The organism is Pseudomonas sp. NBRC 111127 (assembly GCF_001320345.1).
GTDB lineage: Bacteria > Pseudomonadota > Gammaproteobacteria > Pseudomonadales > Pseudomonadaceae > Aquipseudomonas > Aquipseudomonas juntendi.
Window position 1 is genome coordinate 24,238 of sequence record NZ_BCBD01000002.1, and the last position, 18,505, is coordinate 42,742.

The 18,505-nt window shown below is 61.8% G+C and carries 21 protein-coding genes, 1 tRNA gene and 1 pseudogene; 5 read left to right on the forward strand and 18 right to left on the reverse strand.

All coding sequences use genetic code 11. From position 1 onward, the window contains the following. Positions 1-11: 11 nt before the first annotated feature. The 12 genes from rlmN to trmJ all read right to left on the reverse strand — a co-directional run bounded on the left by rlmN (position 12) and on the right by trmJ (position 8,950). Positions 12-1,157: a 23S rRNA (adenine(2503)-C(2))-methyltransferase RlmN gene (gene rlmN, locus APH30_RS00645; RefSeq protein WP_009682035.1), complete on the reverse strand. Its 1,146-nt coding sequence runs from the start codon at positions 1,155-1,157 to the stop codon at positions 12-14. A gap of 28 nt (positions 1,158-1,185) precedes the next feature. Next, positions 1,186-1,611, reverse strand: coding sequence for a nucleoside-diphosphate kinase (ndk, locus tag APH30_RS00650; RefSeq protein WP_009682036.1), 426 nt, complete (start codon positions 1,609-1,611; stop codon positions 1,186-1,188). Positions 1,612-1,699: 88 nt separating this feature from the next. After that, entirely contained in the window at positions 1,700-1,900 is a 201-nt protein-coding gene (iscX, locus tag APH30_RS00655; RefSeq protein ID WP_009682037.1) for a Fe-S cluster assembly protein IscX, read from the reverse strand. A 10-nt stretch (positions 1,901-1,910) separates the two neighbouring features. Further along, a complete protein-coding gene (gene fdx, locus APH30_RS00660; protein WP_023533300.1) occupies positions 1,911-2,252 on the reverse strand; it encodes an ISC system 2Fe-2S type ferredoxin in 342 nt (113 codons plus the stop codon). A gap of 3 nt (positions 2,253-2,255) precedes the next feature. Next, complete coding sequence (gene hscA, locus APH30_RS00665; RefSeq protein ID WP_054881952.1) at positions 2,256-4,118, reverse strand: Fe-S protein assembly chaperone HscA; 1,863 nt, start codon at positions 4,116-4,118, stop codon at positions 2,256-2,258. 42 nt (positions 4,119-4,160) lie between these two features. After that, a complete protein-coding gene (gene hscB, locus APH30_RS00670) occupies positions 4,161-4,682 on the reverse strand; it encodes a co-chaperone HscB (protein WP_054911407.1) in 522 nt (173 codons plus the stop codon). Between the two features lie 8 nt (positions 4,683-4,690). Next, complete coding sequence (iscA, locus tag APH30_RS00675) at positions 4,691-5,014, reverse strand: iron-sulfur cluster assembly protein IscA (protein ID WP_003248536.1); 324 nt, start codon at positions 5,012-5,014, stop codon at positions 4,691-4,693. Positions 5,015-5,042: 28 nt separating this feature from the next. Next, positions 5,043-5,429, reverse strand: coding sequence for a Fe-S cluster assembly scaffold IscU (gene iscU, locus APH30_RS00680; protein WP_003248539.1), 387 nt, complete (start codon positions 5,427-5,429; stop codon positions 5,043-5,045). A gap of 46 nt (positions 5,430-5,475) precedes the next feature. After that, positions 5,476-6,690: an IscS subfamily cysteine desulfurase gene (locus APH30_RS00685; protein ID WP_009682042.1), complete on the reverse strand. Its 1,215-nt coding sequence runs from the start codon at positions 6,688-6,690 to the stop codon at positions 5,476-5,478. Between the two features lie 45 nt (positions 6,691-6,735). Beyond that, positions 6,736-7,227, reverse strand: a complete 492-nt coding sequence (gene iscR, locus APH30_RS00690; RefSeq protein WP_008092572.1) for a Fe-S cluster assembly transcriptional regulator IscR — start codon at positions 7,225-7,227, stop codon at positions 6,736-6,738. A gap of 178 nt (positions 7,228-7,405) precedes the next feature. Further along, positions 7,406-8,191 carry a serine O-acetyltransferase gene (gene cysE / locus APH30_RS00695; protein WP_054911408.1) on the reverse strand — a complete coding sequence of 262 codons (786 nt, stop codon included), beginning with the start codon at positions 8,189-8,191 and terminating at the stop codon, positions 7,406-7,408. Between the two features lie 3 nt (positions 8,192-8,194). Then, complete coding sequence (gene trmJ, locus APH30_RS00700; protein ID WP_054881954.1) at positions 8,195-8,950, reverse strand: tRNA (cytosine(32)/uridine(32)-2'-O)-methyltransferase TrmJ; 756 nt, start codon at positions 8,948-8,950, stop codon at positions 8,195-8,197. A gap of 151 nt (positions 8,951-9,101) precedes the next feature. Between trmJ and suhB the strand changes: the two genes are divergently transcribed. Continuing rightward, positions 9,102-9,920 carry an inositol-phosphate phosphatase gene (gene suhB / locus APH30_RS00705; RefSeq protein ID WP_009682045.1) on the forward strand — a complete coding sequence of 273 codons (819 nt, stop codon included), beginning with the start codon at positions 9,102-9,104 and terminating at the stop codon, positions 9,918-9,920. A gap of 217 nt (positions 9,921-10,137) precedes the next feature. Here the strand turns inward: suhB and APH30_RS00710 are convergent, their stop codons facing one another. The 6 genes from APH30_RS00710 to queA form a co-directional block, all read right to left on the reverse strand. Next, the gene (locus APH30_RS00710) at positions 10,138-10,680 is read right to left on the reverse strand and encodes a glycine zipper 2TM domain-containing protein (RefSeq protein ID WP_033744396.1); all 543 of its coding nucleotides are present in this window, start codon (positions 10,678-10,680) and stop codon (positions 10,138-10,140) included. Positions 10,681-10,801: 121 nt separating this feature from the next. Further along, complete coding sequence (secF, locus tag APH30_RS00715; protein ID WP_009682047.1) at positions 10,802-11,710, reverse strand: protein translocase subunit SecF; 909 nt, start codon at positions 11,708-11,710, stop codon at positions 10,802-10,804. A gap of 10 nt (positions 11,711-11,720) precedes the next feature. Further along, complete coding sequence (gene secD / locus APH30_RS00720; protein WP_054911409.1) at positions 11,721-13,583, reverse strand: protein translocase subunit SecD; 1,863 nt, start codon at positions 13,581-13,583, stop codon at positions 11,721-11,723. A 63-nt stretch (positions 13,584-13,646) separates the two neighbouring features. Continuing rightward, complete coding sequence (yajC, locus tag APH30_RS00725) at positions 13,647-13,982, reverse strand: preprotein translocase subunit YajC (RefSeq protein WP_008092587.1); 336 nt, start codon at positions 13,980-13,982, stop codon at positions 13,647-13,649. A 42-nt stretch (positions 13,983-14,024) separates the two neighbouring features. Further along, complete coding sequence (gene tgt, locus APH30_RS00730; RefSeq protein WP_009682049.1) at positions 14,025-15,140, reverse strand: tRNA guanosine(34) transglycosylase Tgt; 1,116 nt, start codon at positions 15,138-15,140, stop codon at positions 14,025-14,027. Positions 15,141-15,154: 14 nt separating this feature from the next. After that, entirely contained in the window at positions 15,155-16,204 is a 1,050-nt protein-coding gene (gene queA, locus APH30_RS00735) for a tRNA preQ1(34) S-adenosylmethionine ribosyltransferase-isomerase QueA (protein WP_054911410.1), read from the reverse strand. 107 nt (positions 16,205-16,311) lie between these two features. Between queA and APH30_RS00740 the strand changes: the two genes are divergently transcribed. The 4 genes and pseudogenes from APH30_RS00740 (at position 16,312) to APH30_RS00750 (ending at position 18,504) form a co-directional block, all read left to right on the forward strand. After that, positions 16,312-16,396: transfer RNA gene (locus APH30_RS00740), tRNA-Leu, on the forward strand. Between the two features lie 264 nt (positions 16,397-16,660). After that, on the forward strand, positions 16,661-17,308 hold the full coding sequence (locus tag APH30_RS00745; protein WP_033690164.1) for a trypsin-like peptidase domain-containing protein: 648 nt from the start codon (positions 16,661-16,663) through the stop codon (positions 17,306-17,308). A gap of 118 nt (positions 17,309-17,426) precedes the next feature. After that, positions 17,427-17,528: pseudogene (locus tag APH30_RS29380) on the forward strand (GNAT family N-acetyltransferase); the annotation flags it as partial. An 82-nt stretch (positions 17,529-17,610) separates the two neighbouring features. After that, positions 17,611-18,504, forward strand: a complete 894-nt coding sequence (locus tag APH30_RS00750; protein WP_054911411.1) for a bestrophin family protein — start codon at positions 17,611-17,613, stop codon at positions 18,502-18,504. Position 18,505 lies beyond the last annotated feature (1 nt).

Here is an 18,505-nt window from a genome sequence, read left to right on the forward strand (position 1 = left end):
CAAGGTCCCGGTCAGTGGCTGGCGGCGCTGTCTTGCAGCTCGACATCCGCAGACAGTTGGCGCACAGCAATATAGCGCTCACTGCGGCGCGTGCGGTCGTTGACCTGCCCCACCAACTGACCGCAGGCAGCGTCGATGTCGTCGCCTCGAGTAGTACGGGTGGTCACGTTGAAACCACCGTGGTGCAGCAGGTCCTGGAAACGACGAATGGCATTGTTGCTAGGCCGCTCATAGCCCGAATGCGGGAACGGGTTGAACGGGATCAGGTTGATCTTGCACGGCACGTCGCGCAGCAGCTCGATCATTTGCGCGGCATGCTCTGGCTGGTCGTTGACGTCCTTGAGCAGGGTGTACTCGATGGTCAGCACGCGCTTGCCGCCCAGGGTAGCCATGTAGCCCATGCACGATTCCAGCAGCATTTTCAGCGGGTACTTCTTGTTGATCGGCACCAGCTTGTTGCGCAGCTCGTCGTTAGGGGCGTGCAGCGACAGTGCCAGCGACACGTCGATGTGCTTGGCCAGCTCGTCGATCATCGGCACCACGCCCGAGGTGGACAAGGTGACGCGACGCTTGGAAATGCCGTAGCCCAGGTCATCCATCATGATTTTCATGGCGGCGATGACGTTGTCGAAGTTCAGCAGAGGCTCGCCCATGCCCATCATCACCACGTTGGTAATGGCGCGGTCGATTTTGGCAGGGACGGTCCCGAAGGATTTGTTGGCAAGCCACACCTGGCCGATCACTTCGGCGGCGGTGAGGTTGCTGTTGAAGCCTTGCTTGCCGGTGGAGCAGAAGCTGCAGTCCAGGGCACAGCCGGCTTGCGACGATACGCACAGGGTGCCGCGGTCGTCGGTAGGAATGTAGACGGTTTCGACGCAGCTGCCGGAGGCAACGCGGATCACCCACTTGCGGGTGCCGTCGGCGGAAATGTCTTCACTGACCACTTCCGGGGGGCGAATCTCGGCAACGGCCTCGAGCTTCTCGCGCAAGGCCTTGCCAACGTTGGTCATGGCCGCAAAATCGGACACGCCAAAATGGTGAATCCATTTCATCACCTGGCCGGCGCGGAAGCGCTTCTCCCCGATAGAGTCGAAGAATTGTTCCATTTCCGGCTGGGTCAGGCCCAACAGGTTGATTTTGCCAGTAGATGTCGTCATGGATTCACCCTCACCCGTAAGCTTTCGCTTAGCGAGTGGTTACCTCGGTAGCAGCGAAGAAGTAAGCGATTTCGCGAGCAGCAGCAGCTTCGGAGTCCGAACCGTGAACGGCGTTGGCGTCGATGGACTCGGCGAAGTCGGCGCGGATGGTGCCAGGAGCAGCTTCTTTAGGGTTGGTAGCGCCCATCAGCTCACGGTTCTTGGCGATGGCGTTTTCGCCTTCCAGGACCTGAACAACGACCGGACCGGAAGTCATGAAGGCAACCAGGTCACCGAAGAAGCCGCGCTCGCTGTGCTCAGCGTAGAAGCCTTCGGCTTCGGCTTTGGACAGTTGCTTGATTTTCGAGGCAACGATTTTCAGGCCGGCTTCTTCGAAACGGGTGGTGATCTTGCCGATGACGTTTTTGGCAACGGCGTCAGGCTTGATGATCGAGAAGGTACGTTGAACAGCCATGGAAAACTCCAGAATATGAGTGTTACGAAAAATTAAACCCGCGAATTATACGCGGGTTCGAGGGGATTGCCTAACCTGCACGCAACGCTTAGTCGGCTTCGTCAATCCAGGCGGCCTGGATTGCCTCAAGCACTTTCTCACCGCCGCGTGACGGATCGTCGCTGAACTCTGGCAATGCCAGCACCCAGCGGTGCAGGTCGACGAAATTCACATATTTAGGATCGACTTCCGGCTTGCTTTCTGCAAGCTGGATGGCGATTTCAAGTACATCAACCCATTTCAGACTCATGTACAGGCCCTCAGTGCGGTGCTTCGGCAGCGTGGTTCAGCGAATACTTGGGGATCTCGATGGTCAGGTCCTGGTCGGCGACCACCACCTGGCAACCCAGGCGCGACTGCGCCTCCAGGCCCCAGGCTTTGTCCAGCATGTCCTCTTCCAGCTCGTCGGCTTCTTCGAGCGAATCGAAACCTTTGCGAACAATACAGTGGCAGGTGGTGCAAGCCTTGACCCCGCCACAGGCGCTTTCCATCTCGATGTGATGGTCGTGGGCCAGCTCCAGGATGTTGGTCCCGGCTGGCACATCCACGGTCAGGCCTTCAGGGCAGAACTTCTCATGCGGCAGGAAGGTTACCAGCGGCATCGATTACTCCTCGATCTCATTCAGGTTGCGCCCGGCCAGTGCGGCTTTGACCGTCGAATCAAGGCGACGGGCGGCAAATGCGTCGGTCACCTGCGACAGACGCTTGGTCTGTTGCTCGATGGCTGCGCCATCGGTGCCCGCCAGCAAATCACGTAGTTCTTGCATCTGGAATTCGATGGCGTCGCGCTCGTCACTGCTGAGCAAGCGTTCGCCGTCGGCGTCCAGGGCGCCCTGTACCGCTTCGAGCAGGCGCTCGGCGTCCACCTGGTGCTCGCGCAACTGGCGGGCATGCTTGTCGGAACCGGCGTGTTCGAACGAGTCCTTGAGCATGCGGGCGATTTCGCCGTCGGTCAGGCCGTAGGACGGCTTGACCTGGATGCTGGCTTCCACGCCCGAACCCAGCTCGCGCGCGGCAACGCTGAGCAGGCCGTCGGCATCCACCTGGAAGGTGACGCGGATTTTTGCCGAGCCGGCGACCATGGCCGGAATGCCACGCAGCTCGAAACGCGCCAGCGAGCGGCAGTCGCTGATCAGCTCACGCTCGCCTTGCAGCACGTGGATCATCATGGCCGTCTGGCCGTCTTTGTAAGTGGTGAACTCCTGGGCACGCGCCACCGGAATGGTAGTGTTGCGCGGGATCACCTTCTCCATCAGCCCGCCCATGGTTTCGAGGCCAAGCGACAGCGGAATGACATCGAGCAGCAGCAGTTCGCCACCTTCGCGGCGGTTGCCGGCCAGGGTATCGGCCTGAATCGCGGCGCCGATGGCCACCACCTGGTCCGGGTCGATCGAGGTCAGCGGCGTACGGCCAAACAGCGCACCCACCGCATCGCGCACACGCGGCACGCGGGTCGAGCCACCGACCATGACCACGGCGCTGACTTCGTCCATTTCAACGCCGCTGTCGCGCACCGCGCGGCGGCAAGCCTTGAGGCTGCGGGCGATCATCGGCTCGATCATGGCGTCGAAGGCAACACGGCTCAGCTCACCTTGCCAGGCACCATGGCTGACAGTGACCACGTCGGCGTCAGTCAGGGCTTCTTTGGCAGCACAGGCAGTCTGCAGCAGTGCGCGTTGGGTGGCCGGGTCCAGGTCGGAGGAAAGACCGGCCTGTTCGATGATCCAGCCGGCAATGGCATGGTCGAAATCGTCGCCGCCCAGGGCGGTATCGCCGCCGGTGGCCAGCACTTCGAACACACCGGCAGTCAGGCGCAGGATGGAAATGTCAAAGGTACCGCCGCCCAGGTCATAGATGGCCACCACGCCTTCGGCGTTCTGGTCCAGGCCGTAGGCCACGGCAGCGGCGGTCGGCTCATTGAGCAGGCGCAGCACGTTCAGGCCTGCCAGGCGTGCAGCGTCTTTGGTCGCCTGGCGCTGCGCGTCGTCGAAATAGGCTGGCACGGTGATCACCGCGCCTACCAGCTCGCCACCCAGGGTCGCTTCGGCCCGCTCACGCAGCACCTTGAGGATGTCGGCGGACACTTCCACCGGGCTTTTCGGGCCCTGCACGGTATCGATGAACGGCATGTGCGACTCACCGCCGACAAAGCGGTAAGGCAGTTGCTCGCCCAACTGCTTGACGTCGGCAACGCCGCGCCCCATCAGGCGCTTGACCGACAGCACGGTGTTCAGCGGGTCGCTGGAAGCGGCCTCACGCGCGGCCTGCCCCACCTCGATACGCCCGTCGAGGTAGCGTACCGCGGACGGCAGAATGACGTTACCCTGCGCATCAGGCAGGGGCTCGCTGCGGCCGCTGCGCAAGGCGGCGACCATGGAGTTGGTGGTACCCAGGTCAATGCCGACCGCCAGGCGACGCTGGTGCGGTTGGGGGGTTTGACCGGGTTCGGCAATCTGCAGTAGGGCCATGCTTATCTGAGTACCTTAGGTGCCATCACGGGCGACACCGGGTTAATCGTCGAGGCGCTCTTCCAGTTGGCGCACTTCTTGGGCGAGCTTGTCGAGGAACTGCATGCGGCGCATCAGGCGCTCAGCCTTGTCGCGCTCGGCGGGAACATCCCAGCAGGCAGCGAAATCCTCGTTCAGCGAGTCCTGGGCGGCCTTCAAGCGCTTCTTGAATGCCGCTACGCCGTCCAGGTCGGCTTCGTCCTGCAGCTCTTCCAGCTCTTCGCGCCACTGCATCTGCTGCAACAGAAAGTCCGGGTCGTGGACCGTGACTTCCTGGGGCACTTCGTGACCGCTGATGGCCAGCAGATAGCGGGCACGACGCGGCGCACTGCGCAGCGTCTGGTAGGCGTCGTTGAGGGCTGCGGACTTTTCCAGCGCGACCCGCTGCTCCCGCTCGGAGGCGTCGGCAAAACGGTCGGGATGGACTTCGCGGGCCAGCTCGCGGTAGCGAGTGGCCAGCTTGTCGAGATCCAGGCGGAAGCTTGGCTGGAGGTCAAACAATGCGTAGTGACAAGGAGTACCCACAGCCGGCCTCAAACGTTGAAGCTTTCGCCGCAGCCACACTCACCGCGCACGTTGGGGTTGTTGAACTTGAAGCCTTCGTTCAACCCTTCCTTGACGAAGTCCAGCTCGGTACCGTCGAGGTACACCAGGCTCTTGGGATCGATGATCACCTTGACGCCGTGGTTTTCGAACACCTGGTCTTCGTCGGCCAGTTCGTCAACGAACTCCAGCACGTAGGCCAGGCCCGAGCAACCGGTGGTGCGCACGCCCAGGCGAATGCCCTCACCTTTGCCGCGCCCATCGAGGGAGCGGCGAATGTGGTTGGCGGCGGCTTCTGTCATGCTGATAGCCATCAGGACTCCTTACCTCGCAACAGGCGGCTTAGATCAAGCCTTTCTTCTGCTTGTAATCGCGCACAGCTGCCTTGATGGCATCTTCGGCGAGTACCGAGCAGTGGATCTTGACCGGCGGCAACGCCAGTTCTTCTGCCAGCTGGGTGTTCTTGATGGTTTCGGCTTCGTCCAGGGTCTTGCCCTTCATCCACTCGGTAGCGAGGGAGCTGGAAGCGATGGCCGAACCGCAACCGTAGGTCTTGAACTTGGCGTCTTCGATCACGCCCTGCTCGTTGACCTTGATTTGCAGACGCATCACGTCGCCACACGCAGGGGCGCCGACCATGCCGGTACCGACATCCGGGTCTTCGGCATTCATCTTGCCGACGTTGCGTGGGTTTTCGTAGTGGTCGATGACCTTTTCACTGTATGCCATGGTGCAATTCCTTCCTCATCAGGGAGCCGCTCTTGCCGGCGACTGCTTAGTGGGCGGCCCACTCGATCTTGGAGATGTCAACGCCGTCTTTGTACATATCCCACAGCGGCGACAGTTCACGCAGTTTGTTGACGGCCTCGCAGACTTTCTGCGCGGCGTAGTCGACTTCTTCTTCGGTGGTGAAGCGGCCGAAGGAGAAGCGGATCGAGCTGTGCGCCAGCTCGTCGTTGCGGCCCAGAGCGCGCAGTACGTACGACGGCTCGAGCGACGCGGAGGTGCACGCCGAACCGGACGATACGGCGATGTCCTTCAGCGACATCAGCAGCGATTCGCCTTCGACGTAGTTGAAGCTCAGGTTCAGGTTGTGCGGTACGCGGGCAGTCTGGCTACCGTTGACGTACAGTTCTTCAAGGCTGGAGACCTGCTTGAAGAAGCGGTCGCTCAGGGCCTTGATGCGTACGTTTTCGGCGGCCATTTCCTGCTTGGCGATGGCGAATGCTTCGCCCATGCCGACGATCTGGTGGGTCGGCAGGGTGCCCGAACGCATGCCGCGCTCATGACCACCACCGTGAATGATGGCTTCCAGACGCACACGCGGCTTGCGGCTGACGTACAGCGCGCCGATGCCTTTCGGGCCGTAGGCTTTGTGCGCCGAGAACGACATCAGGTCGACCTTCAGCTTCTGCACGTCGATTTCCACCTTGCCGGCCGACTGGGCGGCATCGACATGGAACAGCACGCCACGCGCACGGGTCAGCTCACCGATGGCGGCGATGTCGTTGATCGAGCCGACTTCGTTGTTCACGTGCATCAGCGACACCAGAATAGTGTCGTCACGCAGCACGGCCTCGACCATCGCCGGGGTGACGATACCGTCTTCGCCTGGCTCCAGGTAGGTGACTTCGAAACCTTCACGCTCCAGCTGGCGAGCGGTATCCAGTACCGCCTTGTGCTCGATCTTGGAGGTGATGATGTGCTTGCCCTTGGTCTGATAGAAGTGCGCCACGCCTTTGAGGGCGAGGTTGTCGGACTCGGTGGCACCGCTGGTCCAGACGATCTCGCGCGGGTCGGCGTTGATCAGCTCGGCAACCTGGCGGCGGCCGTTCTCGACCGCTTCTTCGGCCTTCCAGCCGAACACGTGGGAGCGCGAAGCCGGGTTACCGAAGTTCCCGTCAACCAGCAGGCATTCGGCCATTTTCTGGGCGACGCGTGGGTCAACCGGCGTGGTCGCGGAGTAATCGAGGTAGATCGGCAACTTCATTTGTCTCTCCTATCAGGCGGTGGCGTCGCTCGTCGTGGCTAAGGGTCAATCGACGGCAGACGTCTCAATCTTGTCCAGCTGGGCGGTTCGGCCTGCGACACGACGCAAGTCCTGGCGCTGGGCGACTTCCTGCACCTCACGGCGCATGACAAGGTCGGCCAGGCTGATGCCGCTGAGGAATTCATGGATCTGCTGGCTGAGGTCGCACCACAGGTGGTGGGTCAGGCAGGTATCACCGGCATGGCAGTCCCCGAGGCCCTGGCAACGGGTGGCATCGACCGATTCGTTGACCGCGTCGATGACCTGTGCCACCTGGATGGTTTCCATACCGCGCGACAGCTGATAGCCGCCACCTGGGCCGCGCACACTGGAAACCAGGCTGCTACGGCGCAGCTTGGCGAACAGCTGCTCCAGATAAGAGAGGGAAATGCCCTGGCGCTCGGAAATATCGGCCAAAGACACCGGCCCATGCTGCGCGTGCAACGCCAGGTCGAGCATGGCAGTCACGGCGTATCGGCCTTTGGTAGTCAGTCGCATGGCTATTGGGTACCACGGGAGTTTCGGGATGTGTGCAAGTATGCGATTCCCGAGCATTTAAGTCAACTATTAGACCTACTGCTTTAGTCGGGTTTGCATCTGGGAGGCGGCGCGATTGTAGCAGACGAGGGGCGTGAGCACACGCCCCGTATGTCTACCTCGGTGCGCCGCGGCGCAATCAATGCGGCTGAGTGTCGCGCCTGACGGCCTGGGCCGCTTCGGTGAAGTCATCTTCAGGCAGGGCCGGCAGCTCTTTGGCGCAGTAGTCACTGCCCATTTTCGTCAACGCGCCGCACATACCCTCCAGCCGCTCGTCGACGGCCTGCAGGTGGTCGAGCATCTGGCCAATGGCGCGCGCCACCGGGTCAGGCATGTCGCCACTCACACCGTAGGCGTCGAAGCCGATCTTCTCGGCCATGGCCTTGCGCTTGGCCTCCACTTCGCTGTCTTCGCTCTTGACGATGATGCGCCCGGGGATGCCCACTGCCGTGGCACCGGCCGGGACCGCCTTGGTCACCACCGCATTGGAGCCGATCTTGGCCCCCGCACCCACGGTGAACGGGCCCAGCACCTTGGCCCCCGCCCCTACCACCACGCCGTTTTCCAGGGTGGGGTGGCGCTTGCCCTTGTTCCAGCTGGTGCCGCCCAGCGTGACGCCCTGGTAAAGGGTGACGTCATCGCCGATTTCGGCGGTTTCGCCGATGACGATGCCCATGCCGTGGTCGATGAAGAAACGCCGGCCGATGGTGGCACCCGGGTGAATCTCGATACCGGTGAGCCAGCGGCCAAAGTTCGAGACCAGGCGCGCCAGCCACTTGAAGTCGCGCCGCCACAAGGCATTACCCAGGCGGTGCAGCCAGATGGCATGCATGCCGGGGTAGCAGGTGAGCACCTCGAAGGCATTGCGCGCAGCCGGGTCACGGTGGAATACGCTTTGAATATCTTCACGCAGGCGTTCAAACATCTTTCAGTCCTTCCGTTTATGCGGCTCGCCCCGGACCACTTTCTGGGTCTCGGTCAGGATGCCGCGCAAAATGCTCATTTCCGAACGCTCGACCGCCACCCGCCCGTACAGCCGGCGCAAGCGCGGCATCAGGTGCTTGGGCTTTGCAGGGTCGAGGAAGCCGATGCCCACCAGGGTTTTCTCCAGGTGGTCGTAGAACAGCTCCATTTCGTCCATGGTCGCCAGCTCGCTGGCATCAACCTTCTCGACCTGGGCCGGTGCCACACCGGCGGCCAACCAGGCCATGCGCACCTCATAGGCGAGCACTTGCACGGCGGCAGCCAGGTTCAGCGAGCTGAAGTCGGGGTTGGAGGGAATGTGCACGTGGAAGTGACATCGCTGCAGTTCTTCGTTGGTCAGGCCGGCGTGTTCGCGCCCGAACACCAGGGCGATTTCTTCGCCACCATTGGCATGCACCACCGCCTTTTCGCCACATTCACGCGGGCCGATCAACGGCCAAGGAATGCTGCGCTCGCGGGCGCTGGTGCCCATCACCAGGTTGCAGCCGACCAGGGCCTGTTCGAGGCTGTCGACCACCTGGGCATTGCCCAGCACATCGTCGGCACCAGAGGCGCGGGCACTGGCATCCACGGCGGGGAACTCTTTCGGCTGCACCAGCACCAGGCGCGACAAGCCCATGTTTTTCATGGCACGTGCAGCGCCGCCGATGTTGCCGGGGTGGCTGGTATTGACCAGAACAACACGAATATTTTGCAGCAAGGTGTTGTGCTCACAGATGCAGGAATCAGGGGCTTGGATCTTACAGAACCGACAGACGTAACGCCACGAAAGCAAATGTGCCCCTTCTGCCGCCACAGTTTTCTGCTAGAATGATCGGCTTTCTTCTTTAACATCTCCAGGTGACCCGCCCATGCAGCCTATGCTGAATATCGCCCTGCGCGCCGCTCGCAGCGCCAGTGAACTGATTTTCCGCTCCATCGAACGCCTGGATAGCATCAAGGTCGATGAGAAAGAGGCCAAGGACTACGTTTCCGAAGTCGATCGCGCCGCCGAGCAGACCATCGTCAACGCCCTGCGCAAGGCCTACCCGAACCACTCCATCCAGGGTGAAGAAACCGGCCTGCACGCCGGCACCGGTGAAGAGGGCAAGGATTACCTGTGGATCATCGACCCGCTGGACGGCACCACCAACTTCCTGCGTGGCATCCCGCACTTCGCTGTCAGCATTGCCTGCAAATACCGCGGCCGCCTTGAGCACGCCGTGATCGTCGACCCGGTTCGCCAGGAAGAATTCACCGCCAGCCGTGGCCGTGGCGCCCAACTCAATGGCCGCCGCCTGCGTGTAAGCTCGCGCACCAGCCTGGAAGGCGCCCTGCTGGGTACCGGCTTCCCGTTCCGCGACAGCCAGATGGCCGACCTCGACAACTACCTGGGCATGTTCCGCGCCTTGACCGGCCAGACTGCCGGCATCCGCCGCGCCGGCGCTGCCAGCCTGGACCTGGCCTACGTTGCTGCCGGCCGCTTCGACGCCTTCTGGGAATCGGGGCTGTCCGAGTGGGACATGGCCGCTGGCGTGCTGCTGATTCAGGAAGCCGGTGGCTTGGTGAGCGACTTCAACGGTGGCCACGACTTCCTCGACAAAGGCCACATCGTTGCGGGCAACATCAAGTGCTTCAAGGCCGTGCTGACCGCTATCCAGCCACACCTGCCAGAAAGCTTGAAGCGCTAAGCGCGGATTGCTGGCAAACAAAAAGCACCCCTCGGGGTGCTTTTTTGTGCCTGCCGAAGCCGTCCACAATCCGCATTTTGTGGGAGCGGCCTTGTGTCGCGAAAGGGCTGCAAAGCAGCCCCGACAATCTCTGATGGGTCACAGACCCTGGGGCCGCTGCGCGCCCCTTTCGCGATGCAAGGCCGCCCCCACATAAAAGAGCGGACCGCATTCAGACTTACTGCCCGGCCTCGCTCAGGATCAGCTTGCCATTCTTGTCCACCGGAATGGTCGACCCAGGCTCGCGGTCCATCTTCACCTGCCCTACCTGATCACCCAGGGTGTACTTCACGTTGTACCCCACCACCTTCTCACTGATGTCATTGACCGTATTGCAGCGGGTTTGCGTGGTGGTGTAGGTGTCACGCTGCTGCATGCCTTCCTGCACCTTGTTGCCGGCATAACCACCACCGACCGCACCGGCAACGGTGGCGATCTTCTTGCCTGTGCCGCCACCGATCTGGTTGCCGAGCAAGCCGCCCGCCAGGGCGCCTACCACGGTACCGGCGATCTGGTGCTGGTCCTTGACCGGCGCCTGGCGCGTTACGGCAACGTCCTTGCACACTTCACGCGGGGTTTTCACCTGTTGCTTGATCGGCTGCACGTCGGTGACCTGGGCATATTCAGGCCCCTTGTTGACCAAGCTGTAGGTCGCGACAGCACCTCCGGCAGTCACACCGACAGCACCCAGTACCGCACCCACCAGCATTGATTTATTCACGTCAACCTCCTGATCGTAACAGCGGGTCGCAACCCGCGCTTCTCCCAGCCTTGGAGCAAAAAAAAAGGCGCGAGTTCAATACTCGCGCCTTTTGCACCGCCAGGCGGTGTTGGGCTAGCCGCTACGGACGATCGTCCACGCCTTCTGCCTTGGTCGGCGGGATCAGGTCTTCACTGTTCAGGTTCAGCCAGATCAATACCACGTTGGCGATGTAGATCGACGAGTAGGTACCTGCCATCACCCCGATGAACAAGGCCAGCGAGAAGCCGAACAGGTTGTCACCACCAAAGAACAACAGCGCCGCGATGGCCAGCAAGGTCGAAACCGAGGTGGCGATGGTACGCAGCAAGGTCTGGGTGGTGGACACGTTGATGTTCTCGATCAACGAAGCCTTGCGCATGACGCGGAAGTTTTCCCGCACCCGGTCGAACACGACGATGGTGTCGTTCAGCGAGTAGCCAATGATCGCCAGCACTGCCGCCAACACCGTCAGGTCGAAGGTGATCTGGAAGAACGACAGGATACCCAGTGTGACCACCACGTCGTGAATCAGCGAGATGATCGCCCCCACCGCGAACTTCCACTGGAAGCGGAAGGCCAGGTAGATGAGGATGCCGCCCAACGCCAGCAGCATGCCCATGCCACCCTGGTCGCGCAGCTCTTCACCCACCTGCGGGCCAACGAACTCGACGCGCTTGAGCGTGGCCGGGTTGTCGCCGCCCGCCTTCTGCAGTGCGGCAGCTACCTTGTTGCCCAGTTGCGGGTCATCACCCGGCATACGCACCAACAGGTCGGTGGTAGCACCAAAGCTTTGCACCACGGCCTCGTGGAAACCGGAGTCGACCAGCTCGGCGCGTACCGCCTTGAGGTCTGCCGGGCGCTCGTAGGTCAGCTCGATCAGCGTACCACCGGTGAAGTCCAGGCCGAAGTTCAGGCCTTTCTGCCACCAGCTGAACAGCGCCAGCACGGTGAGGAGCACGGTAATGGCGAACGCGACATTGCGCACGCCCATGAAGTTGATGGTTTTCATCGCAGCTCCCTCAAACCCACAGCTTCTTGATGTCACGCCCGCCACAGGTCAGGTTGACCATTGCGCGGGTCACCATGACGGCGGTGAACATCGAGGTGAAAATCCCGAGGGACATGGTGACCGCAAAGCCCTTGACCGGGCCGGTACCCATGGCGAACAGGATGCCGCCGACCAGCAGGCTGGTCAGGTTGGCGTCGATGATCGCGGTATAGGCGCGGTTGAAACCTTCGTGGATGGCGCGCTGCACCGACATGCCGGCCTTCAGCTCTTCGCGTATGCGCGAGAAGATCAGCACGTTGGCGTCTACCGCCATACCCATGGTCAACACGATACCGGCAATGCCTGGCAGGGTCAGGGTGGCACCCAGCAGCGACATCAGTGCCAGCAGCAGCACCATGTTGCCCGCCAGGGCGATGGTTGCGATCACGCCAAAACCACGGTAGATGGCGATGATGAACAGCGAGACGAACAGCATGCCCCACAGCGATGCATCGATACCTTTGGTGATGTTGTCGGCACCCAGGCTTGGGCCAATGGTACGTTCTTCTGCGAAGTACATCGGTGCAGCCAGACCACCGGCACGCAGCAACAGCGCCAGCTCGGACGATTCGCCCTGGCCGTTCAGGCCGGTGATGCGGAACTGGCTACCCAGCGGCGACTGGATGGTGGCCAGGCTGATGATTTTCTTTTCTTCGACGAAGGTTTGCACGGCCACGTCTTTCTCGACGCCGTCGACGGTTTGCTTGACGTAGCGGGTAACCGGCTTCTGCTCGATGAAGATCACCGCCATGCTGCGGCCAACGTTGCTGCGGGTAGCGCGGCTCATCAGCTCGCCACCGTGGCCATCCAGGCGAATGTTCACCTGTGGGCGGCCGTGTTCATCGAAACTTGCCTGGGCGTCGGTAACCTGGTCACCGGTAATGATCAGCCCGCGCTCGACCGCAGCGGAACGGCCGCCTTCGCGGAACTCGAACACCTCGGTAGTGGCCTTGGACGCACCCGGTTCGGCACCGAAACGGAACTCGAGGTTGGCGGTTTTACCCAGGATACGTTTGGCTTCGGCAGTGTCCTGCACACCCGGCAACTCGACCACGATGCGGTTGGCGCCCTGACGCTGTACCAGCGGCTCGGCCACGCCCAGCTCGTTGACGCGGTTGCGCACGGTGGTGAGGTTCTGCTTGATCGAGTATTCGCGGATTTCGGCGACCTTCGCCTGGGTCAGCGCCAGGCGCAGCACCGCAAGGTCGTTGCGCTCGGTGGTGGTCAGGTCGAAATCATTGAAATTCTTGCGGATCAGGGCACGCGCCTGTTCGCGGGTTGCATCGTCAGCAAAGCCCAGCATGATGCCACCATCCTGCTGAGGCAGGCTGCGGTAGCGCACACGCTCTTTACGCAGCAAGGTCTTGACCTCGCCTTCGTAGACTTTCATGCGGGCGCTCATGGCCTTGTCCATGTCCACTTCCAGCAGGAAGTGCACACCACCGGACAGGTCCAGGCCCAGCTTCATCGGGCTTGCACCCAGGTTGCGCAGCCATTGCGGAGTCGTCTGGGCCAGGTTCAGGGCCACGACGTAATCATCGCCCAGCGCCTTGCGCACCACATCCTTGGCCGGCAGCTGGTCTTCCTGGTTGGTCAGGCGGATCAGCCCGCTGCCCTTCTCGCCCAGGCTGGTGCCCTTGACTGCGATCTTGGCATCGACCAACGCCTTGCTGACGCGGTCGAGGTCGGCCTGGTTCACCTGCAGCGCCGAGCTGGCACCACTGATCTGCACCGCCGGGTCGTCCGGGTAAAGGTTGGGTGCGGAATAAATGAAACCGACCACCAGTACCAGCACGATCAGTGCATATTTCCACAGAGGGTATTTGTTCAGCATCACGCCGCCCGTTCAAGACGCGGGGCGCGTTGCGCGCCCCGACTGGAAAATAAAACCGGTAACTCAGATAGCCTTGAGCGTACCTTTTGGCAGGGTCGCAGCAATGGCGCCCTTCTGGAACTTGAGTTCGACAGTGTCGGACACTTCCAGTACCACGAAGTCATCGGAAACCTTGACGATCTTGCCGGCGATACCGCCGTTGGTGACAACTTCGTCACCTTTTTGCAAGTTGCTCAGCAGGTTCTTCTGCTCTTTGGCACGCTTGGCCTGTGGGCGCCAGATCATCAGGTAGAAGATGACCAGGAAACCGACCAGGAAAATCCACTCGAAGCCGGTACCGGCTGGGCCGGCGGCAGGTGCTGCAGCGTCCGCGTATGCGGCGGGGATCAAGAAGCTCATTGGGCACTCCTAATGTAATTTTCTAATAATGGATGCAGACAGTCAGTCCAAGGGCGGAACCGGAAGCCCGCGCTTGGCGTAGAAGGCGTCGACAAAGGCGGCCAATTTACCCTGATGAATGGCCTCGCGTAAACCGGCCATCAAGCGCTGGTAATGGCGCAAGTTGTGGATGGTATTCAGCATGCTGCTCAGCATTTCGCCGCACTTGTCCAAATGGTGCAGATAGGCGCGCGAGAAGTTGGTGCAGGTGTAGCAGTCACAGGTCGGATCCAGCGGCGATTCATCGTGGCGATGGAACGCATTGCGGATCTTGATCACCCCTGTATCGACAAACAGATGCCCGTTGCGCGCGTTGCGCGTTGGCATCACGCAGTCGAACATGTCGACGCCGCGGCGCACACCCTCAACGAGATCTTCCGGTTTGCCTACCCCCATAAGGTAACGAGGTTTGTCAGCCGGCATCTGGTCAGGCAGGTAATCCAGCACCTTGATCATTTCGTGCTTGGGCTCGCCAACGGACAGGCCACCAATGGCCAGGCCATCGAAGCCGATGTTTTCCAGACCTTCGAGCGAGCGCATGCGCAGGTCCTGATACATGCCACCCTGAACAATGCCGAACAGCGCGGCGGTGTTGTCGGCGTGGGCGTTCTTCGAGCGCTGGGCCCAGCGCAGCGACAGCTCCATGGAGGTGCGCGCGACATCGTGCTCGGCCGGGTACGGGGTGCACTCGTCGAAGATCATCACCACGTCCGACCCCAGGTCACGCTGGACCTGCATCGACTCTTCCGGGCCCATGAACACCTTGGAGCCATCGACCGGCGAGGCGAAGGTCACACCCTCTTCCTTGATCTTGCGCATGGCGCCCAGGCTGAACACCTGGAAACCACCGGAGTCGGTGAGGATCGGGCCCTTCCACTGCATGAAATCGTGCAGGCCGTTATGCTTCTTGATCACCTCGGTGCCGGGGCGCAGCCACAGGTGGAAGGTATTGCCGAGGATCATCTCGGCGCCAATGGCCTCGATATCGCGTGGCAGCATGCCCTTGACCGTGCCATAGGTGCCCACCGGCATGAACGCCGGGGTTTCCACGGTGCCACGAGGGAAAGTGATGCGACCGCGACGGGCCTTGCCGTCGGTGGCCAGCAGTTCGAAGGACATTCGACAGGTGCGACTCATGCTTGATCCTCGGGGCCGCGTGGCGCCGGATTGCGGGTGATGAACATGGCATCACCGTAACTGAAGAAGCGGTACCCCTGCTCCACCGCCGCGGCGTAGGCGGCCATGGTCTCGGGGTAGCCGGCGAAGGCCGAGACCAGCATCAGCAGCGTGGACTCCGGCAGGTGGAAGTTGGTGACCAGTGCGTCGACCACATGGAACGGCCGACCCGGGTAGATGAAAATATCGGTGTCGCCGCTGAACGCCTTGAGCACGCCGTCGCGCGCGGCACTTTCCAGCGAACGCACGCTGGTGGTGCCCACGGCGATCACCCGGCCACCGCGAGCGCGACAGGCCGTGATGGCATCGACCACGTCCTGGCTCACTTCGAGCCACTCTTTGTGCATATGGTGGTCTTCGATCTTGTCGACACGCACCGGCTGGAACGTGCCGGCGCCCACGTGCAGGGTGACGAAGGCGCGCTCCACGCCCTTGGCTGCGATTTTTTCCAGCAGCGCTTCATCGAAGTGCAGGCCGGCGGTGGGCGCGGCCACTGCACCGGCACGCTGGGCGTAGACGGTCTGGTAGCGCTCACGGTCGGCGCCCTCGTCGGGGCGGTCGATATAGGGCGGCAACGGCATGTGCCCGACGCGGTCGAGCAGTGGCAGCACCTCTTCGGTGAAGCGCAGCTCGAACAGTGTGTCGTGGCGGGCGACCATTTCGGCCTCGCCACCGCCATCGATGAGGATGACCGCGCCCTCTTTCGGCGCCTTGCTGGCCCTTACGTGAGCCAGCACCCGGTGGCTGTCGAGCACGCGTTCGACCAGCACTTCCAGCTTGCCGCCAGACGCTTTCTGGCCGAACAAGCGGGCCGGGATGACCCGGGTGTTGTTGAACACCATCAGGTCGCCCGGGCGCAGGTACTCGAGCAAATCGGGGAATTGCCGGTGTGCCAGCACGCCGCTCGGCCCATCGAGGACCAGCAGACGGCTGCCATGGCGCTCGGCCAGTGGGTGGCGGGCGATCAGGGAATCGGGGAGTTCGAAGGAAAAATCGGCGACGCGCATGATGATGTTCGGTTCGGCAGGGCCGGGAAGTTTAGCCCAATGTGTGAAAATTGACCATGAAAGCCGATTGACCGACCAGCGGCAGCTCACTATACTGCGCGCCACACGCCCTGATGGCGGAATTGGTAGACGCGGCGGATTCAAAATCCGTTTTCGAAAGGAGTGGGAGTTCGAGTCTCCCTCGGGGCACCAAAATCCGGAAAAAGCCGACCTTATGGTCGGTTTTTTTTCGTCTCGCCAAAACCACCCTTCGCCTTGACGCCACCGCCACGGCGCCGGGCCTCGCCCCGATACCCCGATTCAATTGGCTACCCTTCTGATTAGCCCTTAAGCTGTCATTCGTCGGATATATCACGAAAGGATTGTCCGAATAATGGCACTTAGCCATAGTTGCGCACCCTTCCCCTCAATCCTGTGTGAACCATGAAAGCTATAGCGCCCTGTGTGGCAGCAATGATGCTGCTGGGTGGGTGCAATGGAGTGCCAACGTCGTACGTTTCCGATCCCGTCTACAGCCAGGCATTCGTGGTCACCTCCGGTGCTCCGCTGCCAATGCTGCTGATGGCCAGCGCCATCCAGTGGAACGAGGATTACGCAGTAACCGCCAAACACACCCCCTTCCTGCCCAACGTGGTTCACGAAGGCCTCGGTGATGTGGTGTTCTTCAAGCACAAGGCTGCGACGGTACCGGCCTGGCGCCAGTACGTGCCGGGCGAGGCCGTGACGGCGGTCGGCTACAACAGCTTGATGATGCCGATGCAAGGCAAGGGCCATGCCCTGCCGTCGCTGGTTCGGCTGGAAGGTACGCCTGGCAGTGTCTTCTACTCGGTACACGATGGCCCGATCACCAAAGGCATGTCGGGTGGGCCGGTGTTTGCCGACGATGGCAAGGTCGTGGGCATCAACGTGGCCATCATCCCGACCAGCGAGATCGACGCTGGCAGGCGCCCCGACCTGATCGGCAAGGAACGCATCAGCGTGTTCATGTCGTTCAACGAGATCGACAAGGAGTGGCGGCGCTATCAGTACCTGCTGGCACGCAAGGCCAAGCCGAGGGCGCCGGCTGCGGTCAAAGGCTACGTGGCGGTGGCCGCCAAGCCGTGAATCGGGGCGCGGTGCTGGATGGAAAGCGGCCTATGATGTGAGGCTGATGGCCTCTTCGCGGGTAAACCCGCTCCTACAGGGCCTGCGCGGGATTAGTGCCTGCGCTCGGGAGGTCTGAGTGCCATGCTTCAATCACGACACCGCCGGCCTGCTGCTCTATCCACAGCTGGGCTTCACACCATTCGGCATCATCAAGTGGCCACCCAATCGTATCCTTATGGATACACCCGCTCAAGGATGGCGAACCTTCGGCGCCCCTCGACGTCCCATCCTGCATCCCCCGCGTTCCGAGGTACCCCCGCGTGAAAGACGTCATCGCCCGCAAGTACCGCCTGGTGGTGAAGACCATCGGCTACATCGGCTGGTCGCTGTTCTGGCTGCTGATCTGGGATGTGCTGGTCACCATCGACTTCATGCTGTTCTTCAACAGCAAGTTCACCTTGCCGCTGATCCCATTGACCCTGCTGGGTTCTGCGCTGGTGGTGCTGGTGAGCTTTCGCAACAGCAGTGCCTACAACCGCTGGTGGGAAGCACGCACGCTATGGGGCGCGCTGGTGAACAGCTCGCGCAGTTTTGCCCGGCAGACGCTGACCCTGATCGATGACACGGACGACGGCCTGAACCCGGTCAAGGCCACCCTGCTGCGCCGGCATGTCGCCTATGTGAACTGCCTGGCGGCACACCTGAAAGGTGAAACCTGCCCGGAGGAACTGATGGCTTTTATCCCGCCGGCGGAGTTCGAACGGCGCAACCGCTCGAACAACTTCGCCAACGACATCCTCAGCGGCTCGGCGGCCCTGCTGGCCCGGGAATACCAGGCCGGGCGGCTGGACAGCATTCGCCTGGCGCGGCTGGAGGCAACCCTGGTGGACCTGTCGAATGCCCAGGGCGGCATGGAGCGGATTGCCAATACGCCGCTGCCGTACCCTTACGTGTATTTTCCGCGCCTGTTCATCACCTTGTTCTGCCTGATCGTGCCGGTGGGGCTGGTGGAGTCGCTGGGCTGGTTCACACCGCTGGCGTCGACGGTGGTGGGGTTCATGTTGCTGGCCATCGAGCGGATCGGTACCGACTTGCAGAGCCCGTTCAGGTTCAGTGAGCACCAGATCCAGATGGACACCATTTGCGAGACGATCGAGCGCAACCTGGAATCGATGCAGCGCGAGGCGCAGTGTGGCGAGGTGGTGGGAGCCTGAT